This window comes from Nonomuraea roseola (assembly GCF_039535395.1).
In the GTDB taxonomy this organism is placed as follows: Bacteria; Actinomycetota; Actinomycetes; order Streptosporangiales; family Streptosporangiaceae; genus Nonomuraea; species Nonomuraea roseola.
Window position 1 is genome coordinate 301136 of sequence record NZ_BAAAXC010000014.1, and the last position, 24372, is coordinate 325507.

The window sequence follows — 24372 nt, forward strand, 5'->3', positions numbered from 1 at the left end:
GCGGGTAGCCCGCACGCGCGCCCTATGATCTCGGCGTGGATATTCGCAAAGGTGGACCAGAGGACGTCGCGGCGGTGCTGCGGATGTTCGACAGCGCGATCGAGTGGCTGGTGGCGCAGGGCAGGACCGGACAGTGGGGCAGCGAGCCCTTCTCCGCCGACCCCAAGCGCGTCGGGCAGGTGGTCAGCTGGGCCGAGGGTGAGGGCATGCGCATCGCCGTGATCGACGGCGAGGCGGCCGGGTGCATGACGGTCGGCGGGCCGCTGCCGTACGTCAGCGCGGCCGACGAACCCGAGCTCTACGTGCAGGGGCTGGTCATCGACCAGCGATTCCACGGGCGCGGCGTGGGCAGGGCGCTGCTGGATCTGGCAGTGGACGAGGCCAGTGAGCAGGGCGTGGACCTCGTGCGCGTCGACTGCTACGCCGGTGACGACGGGCAGTTGGTGCGCTACTACGAAAGCTGCGGTTTTCGGCGCGCGCAGACCTTCACGGTGGGTCAGTGGCCGGGACAGGTGCTCGAGCGCAGAGTCTCCGACCCCGTACGTCTGTGACCAGGGGCCCCTTTTGGTAAAGGAACCCCGCCACAGGGATTGACGGAGGGTTTGCGACGGAATGATGGCGTATGCGCGTCGCGGGTGGCCCTCGATCAGGGCCCGGACGGCGGCGCGCACGTCTCCCCCCAGATACCGGCCCCGGCGTAGGGGCAGTCGAAGAATCGGGGACCTCATGAGTAATCTCATCGCCATCGCCTATCCGGACGTCGAGACCGCCACGCGCGTGCGCGACCGCCTGCTCGACATGCAGCGCGAGAAGCTCATCACCCTGGCCGACGCCGCGGTGGCGGAGAAGAAGCCCGACGGCAAGATCAAACTTCACCAGCTGCGCAGCACGGTCGGCGGCGGCGCGGCGGCGGGCAGTCTGTGGGGCGGGCTGATCGGCCTGCTGTTCCTGGCCCCGCTGCTGGGCATGGCCGTGGGCGCGGCCGCCGGAGCGGCCGGCGGCGCGGCGACCGACATCGGCGTGGACGACTCCTTCATGAGGGACCTGGGCCAGCGCATGCAGCCCGGCAGCGCCACGCTGTTCCTCCTGGTCGTCCAGAGCACCCCTGACAAGGTGATCGCCGAGGTCGCGCCCTACGGCGGGGAGATCATCCAGACCTCGCTCAGTGCGGAGGCCGAGGCCTCCCTGCGCGAGTCGGTCGAGGCCGCCCGGTCGGCCGCCGCGACCCGCTGACCCATCGGCTTCACGCTCGGACGGCTGAGCACATGAGCCAGCACACGAGCGGCGAGGTCGCGCAGACCTCCAGCGCGCAGAAGTTGCCGCTGCTGACGCTGACCGCCATGGTGGTCGGCTCGATGGTCGGCGCCGGGGTGTTCTCGCTGCCCCGCAACTTCGCCCAGGCCACCGGCGTGCTCGGCGCGCTGATCGCCTGGACGGTCGCCGGAGTCGGCATGCTGATGCTCGCCTTCGTCTTCCAGACGCTCGCCGTGCGCAAGCCCGACCTCAACGCGGGCGTCTACGCCTACGCCAAGGCGGGATTCGGCGAGTTCCCCGGCTTCTTCTCCGCCTTCGGCTACTGGGCCAGCGCCTGCGTCGGCAACGTCACGTACTGGGTGCTGATCAAGTCCACGGTCGGCGCGGCCGTGCCGGGGTTCGGCGAGGGAGACACGCTGCTGGCGGTGGCCGTCTCGGTCGTCGGCGTGTGGGCCTTCCACTTCATGATCGTGCGCGGTGTGAAGGAGGCCGCCGCCATCAACAAGATCGTCACGATCGCGAAGCTCGTGCCGCTGTTGCTGTTCGTGGTGATCCTCATTGTCGCCTTCAAGGCGGACGTGTTCGGCGCCAACTTCTGGGGCGGGCAGCAACGCTCGGCCGGAGCGCTGTTCGAGCAGGTCAAGGCGACCATGCTGGTGACGGTCTTCGTCTTCCTCGGTGTGGAGGGCGCCAGCGTCTACTCCCGCTACGCCCGCAGGCGTGAGGACGTCGGCAGGGCCACCGTGCTCGGCTTCCTCAGCGTCCTGGCCCTGTTCGCCTCGGTGACCATCCTGTCCTACGCCGCCCTGCCCAAGGCCGAGCTCACCGGGCTGCGGCAGCCGTCCATGGCAGGGGTGCTGGAGTCGGTGGTCGGGGGCTGGGGCGCGGCGCTCATCAGCGTCGGGCTCATCGTCTCGGTGCTCGGCGCCTACCTGGCCTGGACCCTCATGGCCGCCGAGGTGCTGTTCGTGGCCGCCAGGGACGATGACATGCCGGCCTTCCTCAAGCGCGAGAACCGGCAGGGCGCGCCGGTCGCCGCGCTGGTGATGACCAGCGTGCTGATCACCGCCGTGCTGGCGATCACGCTGTTCTCCGACGACGCCTTCACCTTCACGCTGAAGCTGTGCAGCTCGCTGTCGCTGGTGCCGTACCTGCTGGCGGCCGGGTACGCGCTCAAGCTCACCCTCACCAGGGACGGCTACGAGAGGGAGGCGCAAGCGCGGCGCAAGGACCTGGTGGTGGCGGCGCTGGCCGTCGTCTACACCGCTTTCCTGATCTTCGCGGCGGGGCTGGAGTTCCTGCTGCTGTCGTTCGTCATCTACGCGCCGGGCACGATCCTGTTCATCATCACCAGGCGCGAACGCGGTAGGAGGGTCTTCTCCCCCGCCGAGCTGGTGCTTTTCGTCGTGGCCGTCGTGGGGGCGGTCGTCGGCGTCGCGGGCCTCGCCAGTGGCCTCATCACCATCTGAACCTTTCGCCAGGACCACAGGGGACGACATGACCAGGTCACATCGAACGAGCGGACGGCGTGCGGCGCTGCGGGCCCTGGTGGCGGCCTGCCTGCTGCTGGTGTGCGCGGCCTGCGCCGAGGAACGCGGCCCCGACCAGTGGGACCGTGGCGGCCTGGTCGACGGGCAGGTCGGCGCGGTGCAGCTGATCCACGCCCACGTCCTGGCCCCGCCCATGGACGCGCAGAAGGCGGGCGACGACCTCGGCCTGTACGTGACGCTGGTCAACAACAGCGACAGGGACCAGGTCCTGAACGGCGTCAGCACCGTGCACGCCGACAGCGTCGTCTACCGCGAAGGGGAGGAGCAGCCGCAGCCGATCGCGGTGACGCTGCCCGCCCGCCGTACCGTCAGCCTGCAGGAGGGCCATGACCGGCCGCACCTGGAGCTGGTCGGCATCCACCGGCCGCTCGGCGCCACCCCGATCGACGTCACCTTCCGCTTCCCCTCTGCCGGGACCATCACGCTGCGCGTCCCCGTGCTGCCGCTGAGCCGTGGGGCGGGCTCGCCGGCTCCCGAGTAGCGGCAGAAGGCCTGCGCCGCCAGGGGCCACCCGCCGGTAGGCGGGGCTACTTCGCCTGCCGTACGCGAAGGAGCCTTCCCTGGGACGACGACTGGGCGGGGTGGGGCAGGCGACGATCGACAGCATGAACGACAACCTTCGTGAACGAGTGGAAGGCGCCGTCCACGCCCCTGGCGACGAGCGCTACGAGGTGGAGCGGCTGCCGTGGAACCGGCTGGTCGATCACAGGCCTGCCGTCGTCGTCGAGGCGGCGGGACCGGGTGACGTGCGGGCCGCGCTGCTGACGGCGCGCGAGCGTGACGTGCCGTTCGCCGTCCAGTCCACCGGGCACGGCACGCTGGTGCCGGCCGACGGCGGCGTGCTGGTCAAGACGACACCGATGGCGTCGGTGCGGGTGGATCCCGAGCGGCGCACCGCCCGGGTGGGCGCGGGCGCGATCTGGTCCGACGTCATCGCCGCCGCCGCGCCGTACGGCCTGGCGCCCGTCTCCGGCACCCCCGCGATCGGCGTGGCCGGCTACACCCTGGGCGGCGGGACGGGCTGGCTGTCGCGCCTGCACGGCTACGCCGCCGACAACCTGATCGGCGCCGAGGTCGTGACCGCCGAAGGGCACAGCGTCACCGTCAGCGCCGACGAGCACCCGGAGCTGTTCTGGGCGCTGCGCGGCGGCGGAGGCAACTTCGCGGTGGTGACCTCGCTGGAGTTCAGGCTGCACCCGGTGGACCGGGTGTACGCGGGTATGGCGCTGTTCCCCTTCGAGCGGGCGGCCGACACCCTGGCCCGCTACAGGGAGTGGGCGCTGACCGAGCCGGACGAGCTGAACACCTCGGTCATCCTGATGCGCATGCCGGGCCGCGGCTGGGTGCTGGCCGTCCGGGCCTTCTGCGTGGACGGCGGTGAGCACGCGCTGGAGTCGCTGCTGGAGGTGGCCGGGCCCTCGCTGGGCGGAGAGTTCGCCACGATGAGCTTCGCCGAGGCGGCCACCGCCTTCGGCGGCCCCCCTCCGCCTCCGATGGCCGTGCTCCAGCACATCGACCTGCTGGAGCAGGTGAGCGACGAGGCGATCGACACGATCCTCAAGAGCGCGGACGGCACGCTGACGGCGATCGAGGTGCGGCACTGGGGTGGCGCCATGGCCAGGCCCGAGCCCGGAGCCGGTCCCGTGGGGCATCGGCAGGTGCCGTTCTCGGTGATCGCGACCTCGGTGCTCGACGGCTCAGACGAGCGCGAGCAGGTGGAAGGAGACCAGCGGGAGGTGGCCAGGGCGCTGCGGCCGCACGCCATGGGCGGCACGTTCCTGAACTTCCTGTACGACCCGTCGAGGACGGCGACGGCCTACACCGCCGCCGACCACGCGCGGCTGGCCGAGGTGAAGCGGGAGTGGGACCCCGGCAACGTCCTGGGCCGCAGCCACAACATCGCCCCGGCTAGCTGTATTGACCCGCAAGGTTGTTGACGCGGCGCCGAGGACCCGCGCGGAGTTGCAGGTGAGCGGGATCAATCCGTCCGGGGCGGGATGCCGGGCGTGTTCATCAGCGCGGACGACTGCGAGGAAGGGGTGGGCGAGCATGGCCAGGGTTACCCAGCGAGACCATGAGGTGAAGCGGCGGACTTGGTGCTCGTCGAGTCCGGCCAGGCCCTTTCCGGACTGGAAGGTCTCCTCCACCCGCCACCTTGATCCAGCGACGCGGACCAGGGCGGTCAGGGGTACGGGGACGGATGAGAAGCAGCGGTAGTAGGCGAGTTCACCGGTGGTGCGGTTGCGGCGGATCAGCAGCTGGCGGCTGCCGGGCCGGGGTTCGGCCAGGTCGATGACGGCCCAGTCGTAGAAGCGGTGCCCCTTGGCGCCGGGCCCCTGCCGACAGCTCTGCCAGGCCCGTTTCGGTACCTTCGCGGTCAGGGCATCCGCGCGGAACTTGCCCGCACCGGTGGTGACTTCAGCCGAGCAGGCGACGGCGAGCACGTAGCCGACCTCGCACTCTTCCAGTGCGGACCGCAGCTTCGGGTTGCCGCCGTAGACCTCGTCCCCCGCAACCCAACCCACGCGGTGCCCAGCGCCGAGGAATCGGCCGATCATGCGGGCGGCCAGCTCCGGCTTGGTCGCGAAGACGGTGTCCTCGTCCAGGCCCGCAGCCCGGCAGCGGTCCGGGTCGCATGTCCACGAGCGCGGAATGTACAGCTCGCGGTCCACTGCCGCGTGTCCGCGGCGGCCCGCGTAGACGAGATAGACGGCGACCTGGGAGTTCTCAATCCTGCCCGCGGTGCCGGTGTACTGGCGCTGCACACCAACGGTGTGCGTGCCCTTCTTCACATCCCCGGTCTCGTCGACCACCAGCAGTGCGTCCTCGTCGTGCAGATGCTCCAGCACGTACTCACGCACGTCGTCACGCACGCGGCCGGCATCCCACCTGGCCCGGCCGAGCAGGTGCTGCATGCCGTCCGGACTGGCCTCCCCGGCCCACTCGGCAATCGTCCAGCAGTTCTTGCGTGGCAGGTCCGACAGCAGCCCGCGCACGAAGTCCCGCGCCCGAAGGCGTGGTTCGACCCGCGCGAACCTCGCCGCTATCCGGCCCATCAGACCCTCGAACGCCTCCTGCCACCGGGCAGGGTCTACGCTGTGAGCTGCGGCCACCGCATGATCTTCGTTTGTCCACACAGCTCACGATGATCATCGGTGGCCGCAGCCGTCTTATCGTCGGCCCTGACCAGCCAACATTACGATCTGTGCCTGGAGTAGGCGGCGGTCGAAGGGGCGACGCAGGCGTGCCGTCCCGTATCAGGAGGACATATGCGACGTGGCGAAGTCTGGTGGGCAGATTTCAACGAGCAGCGGGCAGTCGTACTGCTGTCGGGAGAAGAGGCGTCCGGTTTCTTGGCGATGCAGGTCGTCGCTCCCGCGGGCACCGATCTCAGCGGCGTGGCCGTTGAGGTGGCAGTAGGTGCCCCCGAAGGACTGCCTCTCGAAGGCGTCCTGAGAGTCGCACTTCCACGTCCCGACCTGATCCCTTGCACTTGGCTGGTCACCCTGGCCAGGGAAGACCTGATCGGGCAGGCGGGCGTCCTGCCGTCCGCGAAGCTCAGCGAGATCGAGGATGCCCTTCGTCTCGGTGGACTCAAGTAGGCAGAGAGGGATGGACGCCGCCGATGGCGCGGCCGGTCTCGTCGAGATGGCCAATGGTGGCCGCGCCATATCAGCGGCGCCCCCACTCACAAGATCACGATCTACAGCTGGAGTACTAAGCCGCAATCCGGAAGATCAACACGCAGCACCCCGCCAGCTGCGGGCTTCGCCATGTCCAGCGGCGCGCTTCTCGTGCTCCTCCAGCGGCCTGACACCACCCGGGCCGCGACACCCACCACACAGGCCCCAAAGGCGTCCGAACGCGCCTCGGAAACCCTTGAAGCGACGAGATCCCGCCCGATCACCAAGATCAGACGGGATCCCGTCAACTTAAGTCCAGCCGTTTCAAGAACGGCCCGCTGTCGAGCGCCCCCGGCTCAGGAGGGTCTTGGTGGCGCCGGTGAGCAGGTCGTCGACGCCTCCGAGGGCGAGCCACCCGGAGGCGGAGGTAGGGCGGTTTGTGGGCCGCGACGCCCTGTTGGCCGTGAACGCCCAGCCCGGCCGCGAGCCGAGTACTGCCCTGCAGGTGGGCGAGAGCGGCCGGGATCGGGTCGGCGTGCCAGCGAGCCATTCCTCTTGCTCGCCCTTCGAGGCCTGCGCGGCGGCCGGCCTGAACTTGACCGGGGTGAGCGCCTTCCTGATGGTGCCGGGTTGCCCGGCTCGGCGCCGAGGACATAGCCCACGCCGGTGGGGGCATGCCGCTCGCCCATGCTCTTCTGACGGAGCCGATCGAGCCGGTGATGTCGGACGTCTGCTGACGAGCGTCGTCGGAGCCGTCTCTGAATTCACGCCGCGACATGGTGCTGCTCAGAAGTCGTAGACGAAGTAGGACCCGACGCGGAGGATGTCATCCCTGCCGCGGTACACGGTGCCGATGTACTGCCCCGGATCGCAGTTGTCATCTCTGTACACGTCGACATGCGAACGCTCGAGGTCGTTCCGTATGTATCTGATGTCGCTGCCCGGGTAATCCCGGCAGCCATGTGGCGGGTTGATGATGGGTGCCCCGCTGATCCACAACGTCCCTCTCCCGGCGTGGGCGGGAACCGCTGTCGTGGCCACCACCACGAACGCCACAGCCAGGGCACCGCCGGCGCTGACCATACGTTTTACCTGAGCGAACATTCGCACCTCCACCAGGATCGCCACTTACAGTAAACAATCAACTACAGAATGTCCATGGTTGCGACCCGCAACCTGGAGGGGCACGACTTCCGGCACCACGGCGGAGCGCATCCGCCGCCTGTACCTGAACGGCGTCCTCCTCCCGAACGTGTCTCCAGCCCCAAAATGGAGCGGTCGTAGCAGGTCGAGGCGCGCATGCCAGACATCGCGGAGACCGAGGGTTTCGGCGCTGGGGAGCGGCGCTGGGATGCGGCCAAATCCGCGTGGGGAGCATCGCTGATGCGCTGAGCTGCGGCTATGCCAGATAGGGCACCGGACAGAATCAAGGTTCTGAGTGGTCCGCGCTACCTGGCGGCTGAGGACATGTTCGGGAGGAGGGCGCCCAGCATGCCGCCATAAGGGGGACGAGCTCTATGATCAGGTTCGTCCTGATCGTTGAGATTCGGAGAAGATGTCAATCTCATGCGCCGCGCCATGGTCCTTCTGGGTGGTGTTGCCCTCGCCGTCGGCGCGTTCGCCCTCTTCTACCGGGGCCCGGGACAACCGTTCATCCGCGGTTACGTGAGCGACGTCGGCGCCACCATGCTGGTCTACGCGTTCTTGGGGCTGCTGTGGCGCACCACCGCCGCACGCCGCACCCTGGCCACGGCCGCGATCGCCGCCGTCGTCGAGTTCTACCAAATAGTCGGCATGACCCCGCCGGGCATCGGCGGTGTCCTGGTCGGCGCGTTCCCCGACCCATGGGACCTGGTCGCCTATGCCATCGGTGTGGGCGTGGCCCTGGCCTGGGAACGCCGATCGGTCCGATCCGGTGATCAGACCGGCGGACTCTCGGACGCCATTCCACCGGCACGCTGACGGTATTGATCGCGGTCAGTCATTGTCGTCCTTCCAATGTCCGGCCTGAGCTCTTGGAGTTTCAGCCTGACAATTCGGGCTGATCAACACGATCGTCCCCGGCCAAATAGCGCTGGAGGTCCCCGGCCAGATAGCGCCAGACCTGACACTTCCCCCCGATAACCCGATAGTTCGTGTCATCGAGCTGGCTGTTGGTCTGCATGCTCATGAGCGCCATCGCCTCGGGGTCAGGGGCGATGCCGTCGTTGACGAAGTACGGCATGGCCATCACGTACCGCTTGCGGCCGTTGCCGTCCTCGAGTTCGAACAGGGCAGACGGCGGCGCCCATGGCATCCCAGCGTGGCGGGCTGCCTGCAGTATCCCGTGGTCGTGCACGTTCTCCGGCAGCCACCCGTCCACCTTGTAGACGATCCCACCGACCACGTAAGCGGTGCGATTCTGGCCGCGCCCGATCTCCTGGACGGCAGCGGTATGCCCCTCGACCTCGTGGCAGGCGTGGTAGGCGCGGACAGCGTCGTCGCTGTTAGCCAGGGGCAGGAACTCGGCTTCCTCCACGTGACACCATCTCTCGACGTGACCCGCTGCCGGTTGCCGCCCTATTTGATGGGGACCCGTACAGGCCTGAGCACGGAACATGGCATCGCTGCTCACTGGGCTTTCTCCGTCGCTGTCGGTGCTCCTGGTAGGACATGGACCCGGTCGCGCCCTGGCGCAGTTCGTCGGCGGCCACGAGGGCCGGGGCTGCTCACGGGGCAGAGCCCTGGACGAGCGCGGTGAGGGCTTGCTCCCATTCCCGGTCACGCTGTTGCTGGGTGGGATCGGGGGTGCGTGGCGGCAGGCGGGTGCAGGCCACCCGGATACGGTTGCCCGTGTCGGGCTTGAGCCGTCAGTTGGCGATGGCGGGGTTGTCCAAGATGACCTCCCAGCCGGGTGCGGGTTCGGCTAGGTAGGAGGCGATGGACGGGTGTCACCAGCCCCAAACGAGCGCCCTTTGTCGAGGCCAGGCCCTCTACTTGAGACTCGACTGCTGTCCTGAGCGGAGCTCTTGAAGGTCGGGGATGTGGTTGTACAGCGTTCCCACGCTGACGCCGAGCAGCTTGGCGATCGAGGTGACCGGCCGGCCGGGATCAGGTAGCAGATCACGGGCCGCCTTCAGCAACTCGGCGTTGACCACTGTCGGGCGGCCCCCAGTGCGGCCGCGGGCTTTCGCGGCGGCCAAGCCCTCGTGAGTGCCGGCGGCGATGAGCTCGCGGATGAACTCGGCCAGGGCGGCGAAGATGTGGAAGACGAGTCGTCCGTCGGGGGTGGTGGTTCGGATCTTGCCGGTGGGCACCTCGCCGAGCAGGCTGAGGGCGGCTTGCTAGCCCGCCTTGGGGCCGACCTGGGCGGCGGTCAGCGGGCCGGGGCCGATCTCCGGCGCGTACTCGTCGGAACCCACGTCGGCGGCGCCCTGGCGGGTCTGGCCGTCCAGGTCGCGCGAGACGGCCGGGTAGCCGCCCTTGGCCGCGTTGACGGCCGGGCTGCCGGAGCTGAGACGAAGGATCCCGTTGGCGTCCTGGACCAGCTTGGGGTTGGTGCCCGAGACGGTGTCCCACGACAGGTTGCCGCGCACGGTCGGGGTGACGGCGTTGCCGAGCGAGATCAGCGTTCCCTGGGAGGCGCGGGCGAACAGGTTGTCGGCGACCAGCGGGGAGGTGGCGGGGTTGGAGCCGCCCTGCGCGGAGATGGCCGCGCCACCGGCGTTCACGACGGTGTTGAGCAGCACCTTGACCCTGACGGCCGCGTCGTGGATGGCGTCGTAACCGGCTCCGAGGTAGACACCGTCCCGCCGCACGCCCTGGATGTGGTTGTTGACGATGGTGTGCTCGGCGCCGTAGACGCGCATCCCCCTGTCGCCACCGATGATGTGGTTGCCCTCGACGGTGTTGCGCGAGCCGAAGCGCAGCGTCAGCACACCCTTGGCACCGCCTCGGATGGTGTTGTGCCGTACGACGGAGTCCGAGGCCTTCACCGAGATCACCTCGTCGTCGCCCACGACGTTCTCGAACAGGTTGTGCTCCACCACCGCGCGCGCCGAGACCTGCCCGAGGGCGCCGAGGCCGAGCCTGATGCCCTCGCTGCCGTTGACGGTGGAGGTGTTGTCGCGGAAGTGGTTGCGCCTGATCGCCACGCGCAGCGGCATCGTCGCGCCGCCGACCTGCAGGAAGACGCCGTGCTCTGTCTTGCCCGCGAACAGGTTGTTGGCCACCTCCGCGTCGTCTCCCTGGACGTCCAGGAAGTGGGTCTCGGCGCCGTCGACCTCGGCGAGCTGGAAGGTGTTCCTGGCGATGCGGATGCCGGTGGAGTTCGACGGGACGACGATGCCGGTCCGCTGCTTGAAGACGAAGCCCTCGACGGCCACATTCGCGGAGCTGTTGAAGGTGAAGGTTCTGGACCCGGTGAGGGTGACGCCGCCGACGGACTGGGCGGCGATGGTGACGCCGCTCTTGCCGGCGATCGGGATGGCGGCGTCGACGGCGTAGGTTCCGTTGGCCAGCACGATGCGCTGTCCGGGCTGCGCGGTCCTGATGGCCTCGGTGAGGTCGGCCATCGAGGTGACCACGGTGCCGCCCGGCTCCTCCACCACTGGGCGCACCGTCACCTTGTCGAGGTTGGGCCCGTTCGCGATGGTGGTGGTCAGGCGTACGGTGTTGGCGCCAGCCTTCAGGGTGGCGCGCACGGTCGTGGAGCGCCAGGTGGCCCAGTCGGTGGAGGGCGAGAAGGGCCGGGTGGCGATCTTGACGCCGTTCACCGCGACGTCCAGCGGGCGATCGACGGTGCTGCCGTTGGAGTACCTGAAGATCAGGTCGACCTCGGCGGGCGCGTCGGCGGGGACGGCGAACTCGACGTAGGCGCCCGTCGCGGAGTCGTAGTCGGCGAAGCCCGAGCCGCTGTAGCCGGGCGACCTGTTGGAGACGACCGCCTTGACCAGCGTCGCGTCCTCTGCCTCGTACAGCGTCTGCGCCTCCGCGTGGGCCGGGGCCGCCACGAGCATGGTGGACAGGACGCACAGAGCCAGTAAACGTCGCACACGCACTCCCTAGACGTAGGAGGATTACGCAATCCGCCCGACGCTCACGGAGGCTAGAGGCAAACGCCTGTGAGGGCAAGGGCCCCCCCTGCGCTAGAACCTTTTCTGGAGAAGTGCCAGGAAATGGCGTGGGTATTGTGCCGGTGGGGCAAGAGCTGCACGTAAGAGCCGACGCCCAGTCCTCCGACCTCTGACAGATACGCGCGGGCGTCGAGGGTCTCGATGTCGTCCCGGCCCTTGAGCACCAGTATTCGGGTACCGCGGGCAGGGTCGAGAACTGCCAGATCGGCGTCTTCCTGGCCTACGCCACCGGCGCCGGACGAGCCCTGATCGATCGCCGGTTGTACCTGCCCGAGCACTCCTGGCTGGCCGATCCTGGACGCTGCGAGCGGGCCGGAGTCCCCGATCAGACGACCTTCGCGACCAAGCCCGCGCTGGCCACCGCGATGATCAACGCCGCGTTGGACGCCGGCATCACCACGTCCTGGGTGAGCGGCGATGAGGTCTACGGACAAGACCCCCGCCTGCGCGCGGCGCTGCAGGAACGCCGAGTCGGCTACGTGCTGGCACTGGCTGCCAACCGCCGGGCCAGGCTGGATGGCGTGGAGCTGACCGCCGCTCAGATCGCCGCCCTGGTGGCCGACCGGCACTGGCATCGCTACAGCGCCGGAGCAGGAGCCAAAGGCCACCGCCTCTACGCCTGGGCCTGGGCTCGCATCGACGATGATCAGCCCGGCTGGCGGTGGTTGCTGATCCGCCGCAGCCTGACCACCGGTGAACTGGCCTTCTACCGCTGCTACGCCCCCATCCCGCAGCCGTTGATGACGCTGGTGCGCATCGCCGGCATCCGCTGGGCCATCGAGGAGTCCTTCCAGGCCGCCAAGGGTCAGGTCGGCCTGGACCACTACCAGGTCCGTGGATGGACGCCGTGGCATCGCCACATCACCCTGGCCATGCTCGCGCTGGCCTTCCTGGCCATCGTGGCCGCCCAGCAGCCTCCCGACGTCACCGCCCAACACGTCGCGTTAACTGTGCCGGAGATCCGCAGGCTGCTGGCCGTACTCCTGCTCCCTCGTACCCGCTCACTCGAAGAGACCATGCGCTGGTCGAGTTGGCGGCGACGGCACCAGGCGATCGCTCGCCGCTGCCACTACCAGCGCAGATCCCACCCATGATCTCAAACTGTCACTGGAGTATTAGGGGTGTCACGAAAGTCCAGAAACTCACGGTGAGATCTCACCGTGCGATAGATGCATGGGGCTTTCGTCACTCGCCGCGGTGGGCGCCGACGGACGACGAATCCCGGCGATGCGGGCGCTTGGCTTTGAACGACTCTCTTGGCCCCTGAGGAACGAGTCGTCTGGCTCCAGCTAGCGGTCATAGGGATCTGTTGTGAACAAGTTGATTGGCCCCATCCGAACATGGTGTTCGCGGCTGCTCGGAATCAGCAGGCCTGTGCCCAGGATCAGTAGCGCAGGTCCGCCAGAACGCCGTAATGGTCAGACGCCACCACCCCACCGACAGGCTCGTCGCCGATCACCTCACAGCGCACCGGATGGCCCACGCCGCCCCGGCGCGGCCAGGCGGACAGCACGTGGTCAATCCTGCGGTCTGGCCAGCGCTGAGCCCGAGACCGTTGAGCTGGGGGACCATGCTCGTTTGGGGCTGGTGACATGACTCTTACCGACACCCCAAGACAAGGTGGGACCTCTACGGCCGGTAGGCCTGCGACCGCGTTCGCTTGGTTAGGTCGAGGTCGAAGCTTGGTTCAGCGCAGCCGCACAGCTTGCCGTAGCGCAAAGCCGCATGGCCGGGCAAGCCACGGAGAACGCGAAGCGACGTATGCTTCCCCCGTGGGACTGCGGTTCAAGACGCGCGAGTCGGACTCGGCGTGGGTCGACACCGTGTGGACATGCACGAGCGAGCAGGTCACTGCAATGACGTCCGTCGCAGGGGTGCGTTGGGGCCTGGTGTTCTGGGAACACGCTGGCCGGGTATACGCGGGCATCACCGGTCCCGAGACCCGGACCAGCACGGCACCGGTGCCGGAGGGCGCGACCTTTACCGGCATCGAGTTCGCCGTGGGCACCTCGTTGCGGGCCGTGCCCACTCTGGCGCTGGTCGACGGCGGCATCGGACTCCTCGACACCACGCGCCGGACGTTCAGGCTGGACGGCGCGCGCTGGGAGACGCCCGGCCCCGACGACGCCGAGGCTCTGGTCGAAAGTCTCGTCCGGGCCGGGATCGTGGTCCGTGACCTGCTCCTCGTCGAGGTGCTGCGGGGTCACCGTCCAGCCGTCTCGGTGCGCACGGTCGAACGCCGGTTCCGCGCCGCAACTGGACTGACGCAGGGCACCATCCGGCAGATCGAGCGCGCCCGCACGGCGGCGCAGCTGCTGGCTGCCGGCGACCCGGCCGCCGACGTCGTTGCCAAGCTCGACTACTTCGACGAGCCGCACCTGGCCCGCGCATTACGCTCCTACGTCGGACGCACCATCAGGCAGCTGCGCGAGGGCGCCGGCGGCGCGATCGCCCTCGACCTGGATCAGCGTTTGACGTCGTAAACCAGCTTCAGGATCCCGTTCGAGTAGCTCTCCGATTCCCGCAGCGTCAGCATGTGCTTGTCTCGGTCGGCCCGGCCGAACAGGCTCTTCCCGCCACCGAGCAGCACGGGAAAGACGAGCAGGTTGTACTGGTCGATCAGACCCGCGTCTGACAGCCGCCGAGCCAGCTCCGCGCTCCCGTGGATGAAGATCGCGCCGCCCTCACCCTCCTTGAGCGCCGCGACGTCCTCGGTCGAGCGCAGGATCGTGGTCGGCCCCCACCCGTTGACGATGGCGTCGTCAGACAGCGTGGTCGACACCACATACTTGGGCAGCTCCTTGTAGCCGGCGTGGTCCTCCGAGCCGGGCCAGACCGCCGCGAACGCCTCGTAGCTGCGACGGCCGAACATCAGCGCCGTCGTGTCGGTGAGCTCCTCACCCTTCAGCGACCAGGCTTCGGGGACGAACTCGAGGTCCTTGAACACCCACCCTCCGCTGCGGTGTTCTTCTCCCGGCCCGCCCCCAGGCGAGTCCACGACGCCGTCGAGCGACATGAAACCGGTGTAGACCAAGTTACGCACTGTGCTGTCTCCTTATGCTCGGGCGAGCTGCCGGGTCCACGCTAGATCACGGCCGCGGTTGCCGTCTTGGACGGAAACGACAGCTGGTCCACAACTCGTATCTGAACACCGCCGCGACCGGCGCGTCCTTGGTCGTGTGAGATGTTGATCAGGTCTAGGTGAAATGCGGCGGAGCTGCCGGCGGGCAGGTTGTCCGCGGGCGATCCGACGGAGGATGCCGTTGATGGCGGCCCAGCGGATGACGGCTTCCGAGGTCTTGGGGTGTCGTTCGTAGTCGCGGGCCAGCCGGAGGTGCGCCGTGAGCCAGGCCAGGGTTCTCTCCACGACCCACCGGCGCGGGTGGGCCACCGGCTACGCGACCCATGAGGCCGCCATGGCGGATAGCCCTGGAAGCAGGCATACCGAGGCCGATCCCGCGTGATCGAATGCAGCAAGACGAGGCGGGACTCGCTCACCGCGCGGGGGTTCCTCCCCGTGGGTACGGCAATCGGAGCAGGTCAGTGATCATCGCTCGGAGAGCCGTGTGTTGCCGGGTGAGGCTGAAGCGCTGAAGCCGATCTAGGCAGTCGCCGAGCAGCGCGGTGTGCTCGGCCGTTGTGGCGATGTCGTTCAGCCAGTGCAGGCGTTCGAGTGCGGCGCGTTCGCTGTCGATGAGCAGCCTGGCGGTGATGAACTGATCGAATGGGCTCAGCGCCGTGGGTAGCACGGGGACGCATCCGGCCAGGATCGCCTGTGCGATTGCTCGAGTACCCCAATGCCGGAGACGCCGTAATCCGGGGGCAGCAGGATCGTGGCCAGACTCTGGCTGTAGACGTCCCTGAGGCGGCGGTGGGTGGCGGCGTCGGGCGGCCAGCACGAGCAGCGTTCGCCGCCTGTCCCGACGACCACATGCGGGAACTGCCGGAGAGCAGGGGCGAGGAAGGCGTTGTAGGCCTGGCGGTGGATGTCGAGGTCGCCGACATAGCCGACAGTGAACCTTCTGGGTTTGCTGGCCAGGGTGTCGGGGTCGGGAGCCTTCAGTACGGGGACGGGGATGGGCGGCAGCAGTCGGCGGGCGCGGAAGCGGCGGCCGATGTCGCACACGGTGACGTGGCGGGCGCGGCGCAGGGGGTGGGTCTTGGGCAACGCGCTGCTGGTGTCCCACAGCAGGGTGGGGGTGGCGCGCTGGCCGGTGTAGTGGGCCAGCAGGTCACGCTGATGCTGTAGGCGCTGGCGTGTGCGGGCGTCGCGGGCTGGGCCTGTCGTGGTGTCGTCGGGTTGCCATTCCAGCAGCAGCACGCTGATGGCGGGGAAGCCGAAGGGCGCACCGGTCGGGACTGGCCGTCGACCCGGAGGCCGGGCGGGGGCACGCGCACCTGATGCGGATCCTGGTACGGCTGGCGCTGGCTCGCTGGTCGCCGCCGGAGGTCGTCGAGCTGATCGAGGGGCATCTGGCCGCGCCGGAACTGGTGCATGTGCGCCGCCAGGAAGGCCGGAGGGGCGCTCGGCCGCGTAGCGCGGCCGAGCGCGCGGGGCTGCTGGCGCGGCAGTGGGAGCGCGCGGTGGACTATGCGGCGACGTTGCGCCGGGAGGCCGCCGCCGAGCCGGTCGGCGGCGAGGAACAGCAGTGGCCGGCGCGGGTGGCAGCCGTGGTGGAGCTGGTCGACGGCGTGCAGGCGGCGATCAAGGCCGAGACGGCTGAGGGTCGCTGGGCGCGGCAGTCGGGCCCTTCCGATCGCAAGGCGTTGGAGTACGTGTGTGAGCTGGCGTTGGACGCGGTGGCGGGTGAGCTGGAGCTGGACTGCCGTCGTCTGGCGCTGGCCACCGGGATAAGCAAGAGCACCGCCGATCGGGCGTTGAAGCGGTTGTGCTGGGACGGCTGGCTGGAGGATGCGGGCCGGGCCGAGCTTGCGCACGGTGCGTAGCCGGCACACCTCGGCTTCGATGTGGGCGGGGGTACGGTGCGGGGTGGTGTGTGGCCGGCTGGGCCGATCGTGCAGTCCCGCCTCGCCGTGCTGGCGCCATCGCCGTAGCCACTTGTGCGCTGTGGAGCGTGAGATGCCCATCTCGGCGGCCACATGGGCGACCGGCCGGCCGGACAGGATGCGATCAACGAGCAGACGACGACCATGAACGGTCAGCCGGGCGTTACGGTGGGACACGAGGCCTCCGTGTGTGCTGCAGATTCGACACCTACACCACACCGGAGGTCTCTTTGTTGATCAAGTACCACTGTTAACAACGCTCGTGGTCAATACAGCTAGCGGGTCTCCTCGAGGGCAGAGCCCTTCTTCCACTCCTTGAACGACAGCTGCCAGAAGCCCCAGCCGTTGTTCCACTCCAGCTCGCGGTTGGTGCCGATGATGTCGACCACGTCGCCGCGCTGCATGGTGTCGTGGAACCACTTGGCCTGGTCGGGGCGGGAGTTGATGCAGCCGTGGCTGACGTTCTGCCTGCCCTGTGCCCAGACGTTGTTCTTGGCGTGGACGTACTCACCGGAGTTGGAGATGCGCACGGCGTGGTTGATCATCACGTCGTAGTAGCCGGGGTCGCCCTTCTTGCGGCCGGGCGAGATCATCCGGACCGGGTTGGCGCGCTCCATGGTCAGGTGGACGCCCGAGGTGGTGGTGTACTCCCGCGTGGTGGCCATGCCCGCGCTGATGCGCATGGTCTTGACCTTCTTGCCGTCGCGGTAGACGTACATCATGTGCGTCTTGGTGTTGACCTTGCTGATCTGCTTGGCGCCGATCTTGATGGTCGTGGTGTAGTCCTTCACCCCGTACATGTCCTTGCCGCCCTGCACGCCGTTGAGGCGCGCGGTCAGCTTGACGTCCTGGTGGGCGGGCCAGTACTTGGCGGTGCGGTAGATGACGGTCTTGTCGTTGATCCACCGCCAGGCGCCCTCGACGGGCTTTTCCGCCTCGACCTCCAACGCCCCCTCCACGGCCGCCTTGTCGGAGACCGGGTTGTTGAAGGTGAGGATGATCGGCGCCCCCACGCCGACCTTCTCGCCCTTCTGGTTCGGGGTGACGTCGGCGACCTCGAGCTCGACCTCGGGCTTGAGGGTCTTGAAGCTGGCCGCCGCCGTCGTCGCCCCGGCCTTGGCCGAGACGCTGTAGCTGCTGGTCGGCCTCAGCGGCTCCTTGGAGACCCACTTGGTCTTGTCAGCGTTGAAGGAGCCTTCGAGCTGCTTGCCGCCGCCCTGGACGACCACCTCGTCCAGCGCCCCGCCCGAGGCGGTGACGACCACCTTCTTGTTCGGCTTCACCTTGGAGCTGCCCTGCGCTGGGCTGATCTTGATGGCGGGGGCGGGCGAGGCCGAGGCCGTCGCCGACTTCCCAGCCGCGGCGGGCCCGCCCGGGGCGGGTGAGCCACCCGAGCAGGACGCCGTCAAAGCGGCGGCCACGACGACCGCGACTCCGGCGACGGGCCTCCTCCAAGCTGGCGCAACACTCAACACAGATCTCTCCCCCAGAACAGCAAAGCGCACCACAAGACTTTATTGGTCATACCTGTTAGATGCCGAATCATATGGGAGAGTTTGGTAACAATTAGGACACCTAAGAGCGTCAACCAGTTGACAGGCGGTGAGTCAGACCCGTGTGTCGGCGTCCCGCGCCCTTGGTGCGGATGGCCTGGGCCAGCGCCCGGCGCGATCCGACGATCACGACCAGGCGTTTCGCCCTGGTGATCGCGGTGTAGAGCAGGTTGCGCTGCAGCATCATCCACGCGCTGGTGGCCAGCGGGATGACCACCGCCGGGTATTCACTGCCCTGGGAGCGGTGGATGGAGACGGCGTAGGCGTGGGCCAGTTCGTCCAGCTCGTCGAAGGAGTAGTCGACACTCTCCTCCTCGTCGGTCAGGACGGTGAGCTTGTGGTCGTCGGGGCGGATGTCGGTGACCACGCCGACGGTGCCGTTGAAGACGCCCGCCGCGCCCTTGTCGTAGTTGTTGCGCAGTTGGGTGACCTTGTCGCCGATCCTGAAGACGCGCCCGCCGTAGCGCCGCTCGGGCATCCCCTCACGCGCGGGGGTCAGCGCCTCCTGCAGGGCGAGGTTGAGCGCGCCCGCGCCGGCCGCGCCCCTGTGCATGGGCGCCAGCACCTGCACGTCGCGGCGGGGATTGAGGCCGAACTTGCGGGCGATGCGGCGCGCGACCACGTCCACCGTGAGCGTGGCGATCTCCTCGGGCTCCTCGCAGGGGAACAGGAAGAAGTCCTTCATGCCCTCCAGCACCGGGTGGCGGCCGGTGTTGACCCGGTGGGCGTTGACCACCACGCCCGACTCCTGGGCCTGGCGGAAGATCTGCGTCAGCCGTACGCGGGGGATGTCGTCGGCGGCCAGCAGGTCCTTGAGCACCTCGCCCGCGCCGACCGAGGGCAGCTGGTCGACGTCGCCGACCAGCAGCAGGTGTGCGCCGGGGGCGATGGCCTTGACCAGCTTGTTGGCCAGCAGCAGGTCGAGCATGGAGGCCTCGTCGACCACGACCAGGTCGGCCTCCAGCGGGTTGTCGCGGTCGAAGGTGGCTTCCCCACCAGGACGCAGTTGCAGCAGGCGGTGCACGGTGGTGGCCTCGTGCCCGGTCAGCTCCGACAGGCGCTTGGCCGCCCGTCCTGTGGGGGCGGCCAGGATGACCTTCGCCTTCCTCGCGCGCGCCAGCAGCACGATGGAGCGCACGGTGAAGGACTTGCCACAGCCGGGGCCGCCGGTCAGCACCGCGACCTTCTCGGTCAGGGCCAGGCGCACCGCCTGACGCTGCTCGGTGGCCAGCTCCGCGCCGGTCTGGCCGTGCAGCCACTGCTCGGCCCTGACCCAGTCGACGTCGGCGAAGCCCTTCAGCCGGTCGCGGCCGGTGCGCAGCAGGGTGAGCAGGCTGCCGGCCAGCGACAGCTCGGCGCGGTGGAAGGGCAGCAGGTAGACCGCGGGCACCACGTTGTCGCCCGCGGGGATGTCCTCGCGGACCACGCCCTCCTCGGCGACCAGCTCCTCCAGACAGCTCTTGACCAGCTCGGGCGTCACCTCGAGGATCTTGACGGCGTCGCCGACGAGGTTGGGGGCGGGCAGGTAGCAGTGGCCGTCGTCGGCGGCCTGCGACAGCGTGTAGCGCAGGCCCGCCTTGACCCGCTCGGGGCTGTCGTGCGGGATGCCGACCGCCTGGGCGATGGTGTCGGCGGTCTTGAAGCCGATGCCCCACACCTCGTCGGCCAGCTTGTACGGCTGGCCGCGCACGACCGAGATCGACGCCTCGCCGTACTGCTTGAAGATGCGCACCGCGATCGAGGTGGACACGCCCACGCCCTGCAGGAAGATCATGACCTCCTTGATGATCTTCTGCTCCTCCCAGGCGACGGCGATCAGCTTGGTGCGCTTGGGGCCCAGGCCCGGCACCTCGACCAGGCGCTCGGGGCTGGTCTCGATGACGTCGAGCGTGTCGGTGCCGAAGTGGTCGACGATGCGCTCGGCCATCTTCGGGCCGATGCCCTTGATCAGGCCCGAGCCCAGGTAGCGGCGGATGCCCTGCACCGTGGCCGGCAGCACGGTGGCATACGACCACACCTCGAACTGCCTGCCGTAACGGGGGTGGGAGGTCCAGCGGCCGGTCAGCCGCAGCGACTCGCCGACCTGCGCGCCCAGCAGCGGCCCCACCACGGTGAGCAGCTCCGCGCCCGAACGCTCGGTGGCCACGCGCGCGATGGTGTAGCCGCTCTCCTCGTTGGCGTAGGTGATCCGCTCGAGCACCGCCTCCAGCACGCTGCCGTTCTCCACGCCGACCATCCTAAAGGCGATCTTTTCAGCGTCTCCCTGCTCGCTCGGTACTCTTCGGCGTTATGAGCCAAGTGGGTGAGTCCACCGCCAGGGCGCTGCTGCGCAGGCTGGCCGTGGAGCAGAGTGAGTCCAGGGTGCCGTCGCTGACGGCCGCCGTCGTGCGCGACGGCGAGGTGGCGTGGTTCGGCGGCAGAGGAAGGGCCGGCGAGGGCGAGCCCACCCTCGACACCCAGTACCGCCTCGGCTCGATCACCAAGAGCATGGTCGCCACCGTCGTCATGCGGCTGCGTGATCAGGGCCTGGTCGACCTGCTCGACCCGATCGGCAAGCACGTCGAGGGCACCCCTTTCGAGCAGGTGACGATCGCCCAGCTGCTCTCGCACACCGCGGGCCTGACGGCCGAGCCGCCCACCGAGTGGTGGGAGCGCACGCCCGGGCTGCCGACCGACGAGCTGCTCGCCAGGCTCGGCCCCGAGAACTCCAGGCACCGGCCGGGCCGCCGCTTCCACTACTCCAACCTCGGATACGGGCTGCTGGGCGAGCTGGTGGCCCGCCATCGCGGCATGCCCTGGCTCGAGGCCGTCCGCCGCGAGGTCCTCGAGCCGCTCGGGATGAACGACACCACCGCCAGGCCGCGCGCCCCGCACGCCAGCGGCTACGCGGTGCATCCGTTCGCCGACGTGCTGCTGGCCGAGCCCGAGCACGACGCGGTCTCGATGGCGCCCGCGGGCCAGCTGTGGTCCACCCCCGGCGACCTGGCCCGCTGGGCGATCTTCCTGACCGGGTCGGGCGACGGCGTGCTGAGCAAGGCCACCCTGGCCGAGATGCGTGAACCCGCCACCGTCGCCGACGGCGACGCCTGGAGCGCGGGCTACGGCCTCGGCCTGCAACTGCTGCGCGACAGAGGACGCCGCCTGTCAGGCCACACCGGGTCGATGCCCGGCTTCCTGGCCACCGTGTGGGCCGACCCCGCCGAGAAGGTCGGCGTGCTGTTCATGGCCAACACCACCTCGGGGGTGCGCGGCACGCTGCTGACCGACCTGCTGGCCATCCTGGACGAGCACGAGCCGCGCCTGCCCGAGCCGTGGGAGCCCGTCGCGGCCGACCCCGACCTGCTGGCCATGACGGGGCTGTGGCACTGGGGGCCGACGCCGTACGTGCTGAGGCTGCTGCCCGAGCGCGGCCTGTCCCTCACGCCCCTGCGCGGCGTCGGACGCGCCTCCCACTTCGTGTCCCAGCAGGACGGCACGTGGCTCGGGCTCGACGGCTACTACGCGGGAGAGGTGCTGAGGGCGGGCGACGGCTTCCTCGACCTGAACACCTTCATCTTCACCCGCGAGCCGTACGACCCCGCCGCCCCGATCCCTGGCGGACCCGGGGAGTGGAGCGCGTAGCAGCCGCGATCCCTGGCCGCCGCCGATCACAGGGTCGGCGACGGCCAGGTCGCGGATCGGCTACGCTGACTCCGTGCATTTGTACTTCCTCTGAGGACGACGACCTCGGCCGCCTGTTCTGTCCCGACTGAGCCCCGACAAGCGGGCATTCCGGGCGCGGCCGAGCATGCCTGTCGTCGTCCCTCATCTCCGGGTTCCCCGTCTCCACGCCACGTGTCGTGCCGAGGCGCGCGGGAGCCTGCTCTCGGAGGAAGCATGTCCACCGTCATCGCTCTACCGGCTCGTGCGCGGGCCCATCTCAACGCCACCGACCTGCACCTCTCCCGCGGCGGCCAACCGGTCCTGACCGGCGTGGACCTGACCGTCTCCCCTGGCGATCGGCTCGGGGTGGTCGGCGAGAACGGCCGCGGGAAGACCACGCTCCTTCAGGTGCTCGCCGGCACCCTGGCTCCGGACTCCGGCTCGGTGCACAGGGCCGGCACGCTGGGCGTCGCCGACCAGGAGATGCCGATCGACGGCGACCGCACCGTCGGCGAACTGATCGATCTCGAACTCGCCCAGGTACGCGCCGTGCTTGCTGCCTTCGAGTCGGCGACGCTCGCGCTCGTCGAAGAACGCCCCGGCGCCGAGCAGGCCTACGCCGACGCGCTCGCGGCCGCCGAGTCCATCGGCGCCTGGGACGCCGACCGCCGCGTCGACATCTCACTGGCCGCTCTCGGTGCGGTGGACGACCGAACCCGTCCGCTGGCCGAGCTGTCCGTCGGCCAGCGTTACCGGATCCGGCTGGCCTGCCTGCTGGGCGCGGGGCACGATCTTCTGCTGCTGGACGAGCCGACCAACCATCTCGACGCAGGAGGTCTCGACCACCTGACCGCCAGGCTCCGTGAGCATCAGGGCGGGGTGGTGCTGGTCAGCCACGACCGCGCGCTGCTGGCCGACATCGTCACCGCGGTGCTGGACCTCGACCCGACCAGTGACGGACGTCCCCGAACCTACGGCGGCGGCTACGCGGGCTACCGGGAGGGCCACCGCGCCGAGCGGGAGCGATGGGAGAGCGAGTACCGGGATCAGCAGAGCGAGCGGCAGCGGCTCGCCCAGGACCTCTCCACGGCGCAGAACCGGCTGTCCACCGGGTGGCGGCCGGAGAAGGGAACCGGCAAGCACACGCGCGCCACCCGCGCGCCGGCCCTGGTGCGGGCGGTTCACCGGCGGCAGGAGGAACTCCAGGCCCACGTCCTCGACGTTCCCAAGCCGCCGTTGCGCTTCCAGATGCCGCGACTGGACGCGCCGCAGGGGGCCACGCTCCTGCGGGCCGACGAGGTGATGGTGCACGGCAGGATCCCATCGCCTCGTTCGGTGCTCCTGCGGGCCGGTGACCGACTCGCGGTGACCGGCCCGAACGGCTGCGGCAAGTCGAGCCTGCTCGCCGTGCTCGCTGGGACGCTGGCACCTGACTCGGGGACCGTGCAGCGCAAGCGGGGGGCACGGGTGGGGGTGCTCGCGCAGGAGTCGCCGCCACCATCGCGGCGGCGTGCCTTCGAGGTCTACGACGCCGCCATGGGCCGGCTCGTCAGCTCGGGCGAGCTCGAGGAGGCTGAGCGGCTCGGGCTCACGCAGCTCGGACTGCTCCCCTCCGGGGCCGCCCACCGGCCGGTGAGCGAGCTGTCGGTCGGCCAGCAACGGCGGCTCGACCTGGCCGTCCTGCTGGGCGCGCGACCACACCTCCTGCTGCTCGACGAGCCGACCAACCACCTGTCGATGGCCCTGGTGGAGGAGCTGACGCAGGCGCTGGCCATGACGGGCGCCGCCGTGGTGCTGGCCACCCACGACAGGCAACTGCTGCGCGACACGGCGACCTGGCCGCGGCTCCACCTCTGACCGCGGAGCCGGCCGCGACGGATTCCCACGTCCTCACGGCGGTAGCCGCGCTCCTCGTCGCGGCATGCGGGTCCCTCGGGCCGCCGTGAGGACGTGCCTGCCGAGCTAACCGGAGCAGAGCTGGGCGCGCAGGGTCTGCTCGGCCCACCGCTCCCAGCGCTCACGCGGCCAGCCGCGCTCCTGCACGAACAGCAGGTACAGCTCGGGGCTGAGCAGGCCGTACAGCAGATCGGCGGCCTCCTCCGCCGACAGCTCGGCCCGCGCGCCCGGCTTGGCGACCAGAGCCTTGGCCGCCCCTTGCTGCACGACGTAACGCGGATCGACGTCGTTCGGCCACAGAGCGGCGACCTCGGGGTCGCTCGCCACCGCCGCCTCCAGGACCCGGCCGATCGGCGCGACCCGCTCCAGGACCGAGGTCGTGCCCGCGACGTAGGCGCCCACCATGTCCTGGGCGGTGTCGGCGGCCAGCGCGGCGGCGTACCACGGCCGGTCCATCGTGGCCACCGGCTCGTCGTCACCGGCGATCGTGACGTCGACCAGCTCCTTCAGCAGGGCGCGCTTGTTGCCGAAGACGAAGTAGATCGTCTGCACCGCGACACCGGCCTTGTCGGCGACGTCCTGCAGGTTCGTCGCGCCGTATCCGTCCTGCACGAACAGCTCCAGTGCCGCCGCGAGGATGCGCTGGCGCGTCTCCTTTGCCTTCTGCGCCCGCTTGTTCGTCCGCTTGACATCGCTCATAGCTAGAGTCTATCTCTAGATTAACTCGCTAGAA

General features: G+C 69.3%; 22 protein-coding genes and 4 pseudogenes. 12 read left to right on the forward strand and 14 right to left on the reverse strand.

The genetic code is table 11. The features are described from left to right. The first annotated feature begins 35 nt into the window (after window positions 1-35). From ABFX55_RS19675 to ABFX55_RS19695, 5 genes are all read left to right on the forward strand, one after another. On the forward strand, window positions 36-551 hold the full coding sequence (locus ABFX55_RS19675) for a GNAT family N-acetyltransferase (RefSeq protein ID WP_346123024.1): 516 nt from the start codon (window positions 36-38) through the stop codon (window positions 549-551). 175 nt (window positions 552-726) lie between these two features. Then, window positions 727-1233 (forward strand): DUF1269 domain-containing protein, encoded by a 507-nt coding sequence (locus ABFX55_RS19680; protein WP_346123026.1) that lies wholly within the window; start codon window positions 727-729, stop codon window positions 1231-1233. A gap of 32 nt (window positions 1234-1265) precedes the next feature. Further along, window positions 1266-2723: a basic amino acid/polyamine antiporter gene (locus ABFX55_RS19685; RefSeq protein WP_346123028.1), complete on the forward strand. Its 1458-nt coding sequence runs from the start codon at window positions 1266-1268 to the stop codon at window positions 2721-2723. A gap of 28 nt (window positions 2724-2751) precedes the next feature. Further along, a complete protein-coding gene (locus tag ABFX55_RS19690; RefSeq protein WP_346123030.1) occupies window positions 2752-3285 on the forward strand; it encodes a copper chaperone PCu(A)C in 534 nt (177 codons plus the stop codon). Between the two features lie 124 nt (window positions 3286-3409). Then, window positions 3410-4741: an FAD-binding oxidoreductase gene (locus ABFX55_RS19695; RefSeq protein WP_346123032.1), complete on the forward strand. Its 1332-nt coding sequence runs from the start codon at window positions 3410-3412 to the stop codon at window positions 4739-4741. Between the two features lie 75 nt (window positions 4742-4816). On the opposite strand, the pseudogene ABFX55_RS19700 reads toward ABFX55_RS19695, so the two are convergent. Next, window positions 4817-5860 (reverse strand): annotated as a pseudogene (locus ABFX55_RS19700) (IS701 family transposase); the annotation flags it as partial. A gap of 213 nt (window positions 5861-6073) precedes the next feature. Between ABFX55_RS19700 and ABFX55_RS19705 the strand changes: the two are divergent. After that, window positions 6074-6406 (forward strand): type II toxin-antitoxin system PemK/MazF family toxin, encoded by a 333-nt coding sequence (locus ABFX55_RS19705; protein ID WP_079076564.1) that lies wholly within the window; start codon window positions 6074-6076, stop codon window positions 6404-6406. Window positions 6407-7213: 807 nt separating this feature from the next. On the opposite strand, the gene ABFX55_RS19710 is transcribed toward ABFX55_RS19705, so the two are convergent. After that, window positions 7214-7555, reverse strand: coding sequence for a hypothetical protein (locus ABFX55_RS19710; protein ID WP_346123034.1), 342 nt, complete (start codon window positions 7553-7555; stop codon window positions 7214-7216). Window positions 7556-7993: 438 nt separating this feature from the next. On the opposite strand from ABFX55_RS19710, the gene ABFX55_RS19715 reads away from it, so the two are divergent. Beyond that, on the forward strand, window positions 7994-8389 hold the full coding sequence (locus ABFX55_RS19715; protein WP_346123035.1) for a DUF2809 domain-containing protein: 396 nt from the start codon (window positions 7994-7996) through the stop codon (window positions 8387-8389). 61 nt (window positions 8390-8450) lie between these two features. Here ABFX55_RS19715 and ABFX55_RS19720 read toward each other — a convergent pair whose 3' ends face one another. The 3 genes from ABFX55_RS19720 to ABFX55_RS19730 all read right to left on the reverse strand — a co-directional run bounded on the left by ABFX55_RS19720 (window position 8451) and on the right by ABFX55_RS19730 (window position 11460). Further along, window positions 8451-8945: a hypothetical protein gene (locus ABFX55_RS19720; protein WP_346123037.1), complete on the reverse strand. Its 495-nt coding sequence runs from the start codon at window positions 8943-8945 to the stop codon at window positions 8451-8453. 454 nt (window positions 8946-9399) lie between these two features. Next, window positions 9400-9723 carry a recombinase family protein gene (locus ABFX55_RS19725; RefSeq protein ID WP_346123039.1) on the reverse strand — a complete coding sequence of 108 codons (324 nt, stop codon included), beginning with the start codon at window positions 9721-9723 and terminating at the stop codon, window positions 9400-9402. A 27-nt stretch (window positions 9724-9750) separates the two neighbouring features. Continuing rightward, a complete protein-coding gene (locus ABFX55_RS19730; RefSeq protein ID WP_346123041.1) occupies window positions 9751-11460 on the reverse strand; it encodes a chondroitinase-B domain-containing protein in 1710 nt (569 codons plus the stop codon). Window positions 11461-11696: 236 nt separating this feature from the next. Between ABFX55_RS19730 and ABFX55_RS19735 the strand changes: the two are divergent. Next, a pseudogene (locus ABFX55_RS19735) lies at window positions 11697-12635 on the forward strand (IS701 family transposase); the annotation flags it as partial. Window positions 12636-12925: 290 nt separating this feature from the next. On the opposite strand, the gene ABFX55_RS19740 reads toward ABFX55_RS19735, so the two are convergent. Then, the gene (locus tag ABFX55_RS19740; protein ID WP_346123043.1) at window positions 12926-13054 is read right to left on the reverse strand and encodes a hypothetical protein; all 129 of its coding nucleotides are present in this window, start codon (window positions 13052-13054) and stop codon (window positions 12926-12928) included. Between the two features lie 259 nt (window positions 13055-13313). On the opposite strand from ABFX55_RS19740, the gene ABFX55_RS19745 reads away from it, so the two are divergent. Then, window positions 13314-14024, forward strand: coding sequence for a helix-turn-helix domain-containing protein (locus ABFX55_RS19745; protein WP_192775202.1), 711 nt, complete (start codon window positions 13314-13316; stop codon window positions 14022-14024). On the opposite strand, the gene ABFX55_RS19750 is transcribed toward ABFX55_RS19745, so the two are convergent. The 4 genes and pseudogenes from ABFX55_RS19750 to ABFX55_RS19765 form a co-directional block, all read right to left on the reverse strand. After that, window positions 14006-14584: a dihydrofolate reductase family protein gene (locus tag ABFX55_RS19750; RefSeq protein WP_192775203.1), complete on the reverse strand. Its 579-nt coding sequence runs from the start codon at window positions 14582-14584 to the stop codon at window positions 14006-14008. The genes ABFX55_RS19745 and ABFX55_RS19750 overlap by 19 nt on opposite strands. A gap of 195 nt (window positions 14585-14779) precedes the next feature. Then, window positions 14780-14929, reverse strand: a pseudogene (locus ABFX55_RS19755) (IS5-like element IS4811 family transposase); the annotation flags it as partial. Window positions 14930-15035: 106 nt separating this feature from the next. Then, entirely contained in the window at window positions 15036-15290 is a 255-nt protein-coding gene (locus ABFX55_RS19760) for a hypothetical protein (RefSeq protein WP_346123045.1), read from the reverse strand. After that, the gene (locus tag ABFX55_RS19765; RefSeq protein WP_346124123.1) at window positions 15272-15862 is read right to left on the reverse strand and encodes a hypothetical protein; all 591 of its coding nucleotides are present in this window, start codon (window positions 15860-15862) and stop codon (window positions 15272-15274) included. Before ABFX55_RS19765 ends, ABFX55_RS19760 begins: the two co-directional genes overlap by 19 nt. Before the next feature lie 80 nt (window positions 15863-15942). Here ABFX55_RS19765 and ABFX55_RS19770 point away from each other — a divergent pair, with 80 nt between their 5' ends. After that, window positions 15943-16488, forward strand: coding sequence for a hypothetical protein (locus ABFX55_RS19770; protein WP_346124125.1), 546 nt, complete (start codon window positions 15943-15945; stop codon window positions 16486-16488). Here ABFX55_RS19770 and ABFX55_RS19775 read toward each other — a convergent pair. The 3 genes and pseudogenes from ABFX55_RS19775 to recD2 all read right to left on the reverse strand — a co-directional run. Beyond that, window positions 16453-16725 (reverse strand): annotated as a pseudogene (locus ABFX55_RS19775) (helix-turn-helix domain-containing protein); the annotation flags it as partial. The gene ABFX55_RS19770 and the pseudogene ABFX55_RS19775 sit on opposite strands and share 36 nt — an antisense overlap. Before the next feature lie 98 nt (window positions 16726-16823). After that, on the reverse strand, window positions 16824-17969 hold the full coding sequence (locus ABFX55_RS19780; protein ID WP_346123047.1) for a L,D-transpeptidase: 1146 nt from the start codon (window positions 17967-17969) through the stop codon (window positions 16824-16826). A gap of 163 nt (window positions 17970-18132) precedes the next feature. After that, window positions 18133-20328, reverse strand: a complete 2196-nt coding sequence (gene recD2 / locus ABFX55_RS19785) for an SF1B family DNA helicase RecD2 (RefSeq protein WP_312895406.1) — start codon at window positions 20326-20328, stop codon at window positions 18133-18135. 62 nt (window positions 20329-20390) lie between these two features. On the opposite strand from recD2, the gene ABFX55_RS19790 reads away from it, so the two are divergent. Next, window positions 20391-21722 (forward strand): serine hydrolase domain-containing protein, encoded by a 1332-nt coding sequence (locus tag ABFX55_RS19790; RefSeq protein ID WP_346123049.1) that lies wholly within the window; start codon window positions 20391-20393, stop codon window positions 21720-21722. A gap of 255 nt (window positions 21723-21977) precedes the next feature. Continuing rightward, complete coding sequence (locus tag ABFX55_RS19795) at window positions 21978-23600, forward strand: ABC-F family ATP-binding cassette domain-containing protein (protein ID WP_346123051.1); 1623 nt, start codon at window positions 21978-21980, stop codon at window positions 23598-23600. Window positions 23601-23705: 105 nt separating this feature from the next. Here the strand turns inward: ABFX55_RS19795 and ABFX55_RS19800 are convergent, their stop codons facing one another. Next, window positions 23706-24338 carry a TetR/AcrR family transcriptional regulator gene (locus ABFX55_RS19800; protein ID WP_346123053.1) on the reverse strand — a complete coding sequence of 211 codons (633 nt, stop codon included), beginning with the start codon at window positions 24336-24338 and terminating at the stop codon, window positions 23706-23708. Between the last annotated feature and the right edge of the window lie 34 nt (window positions 24339-24372).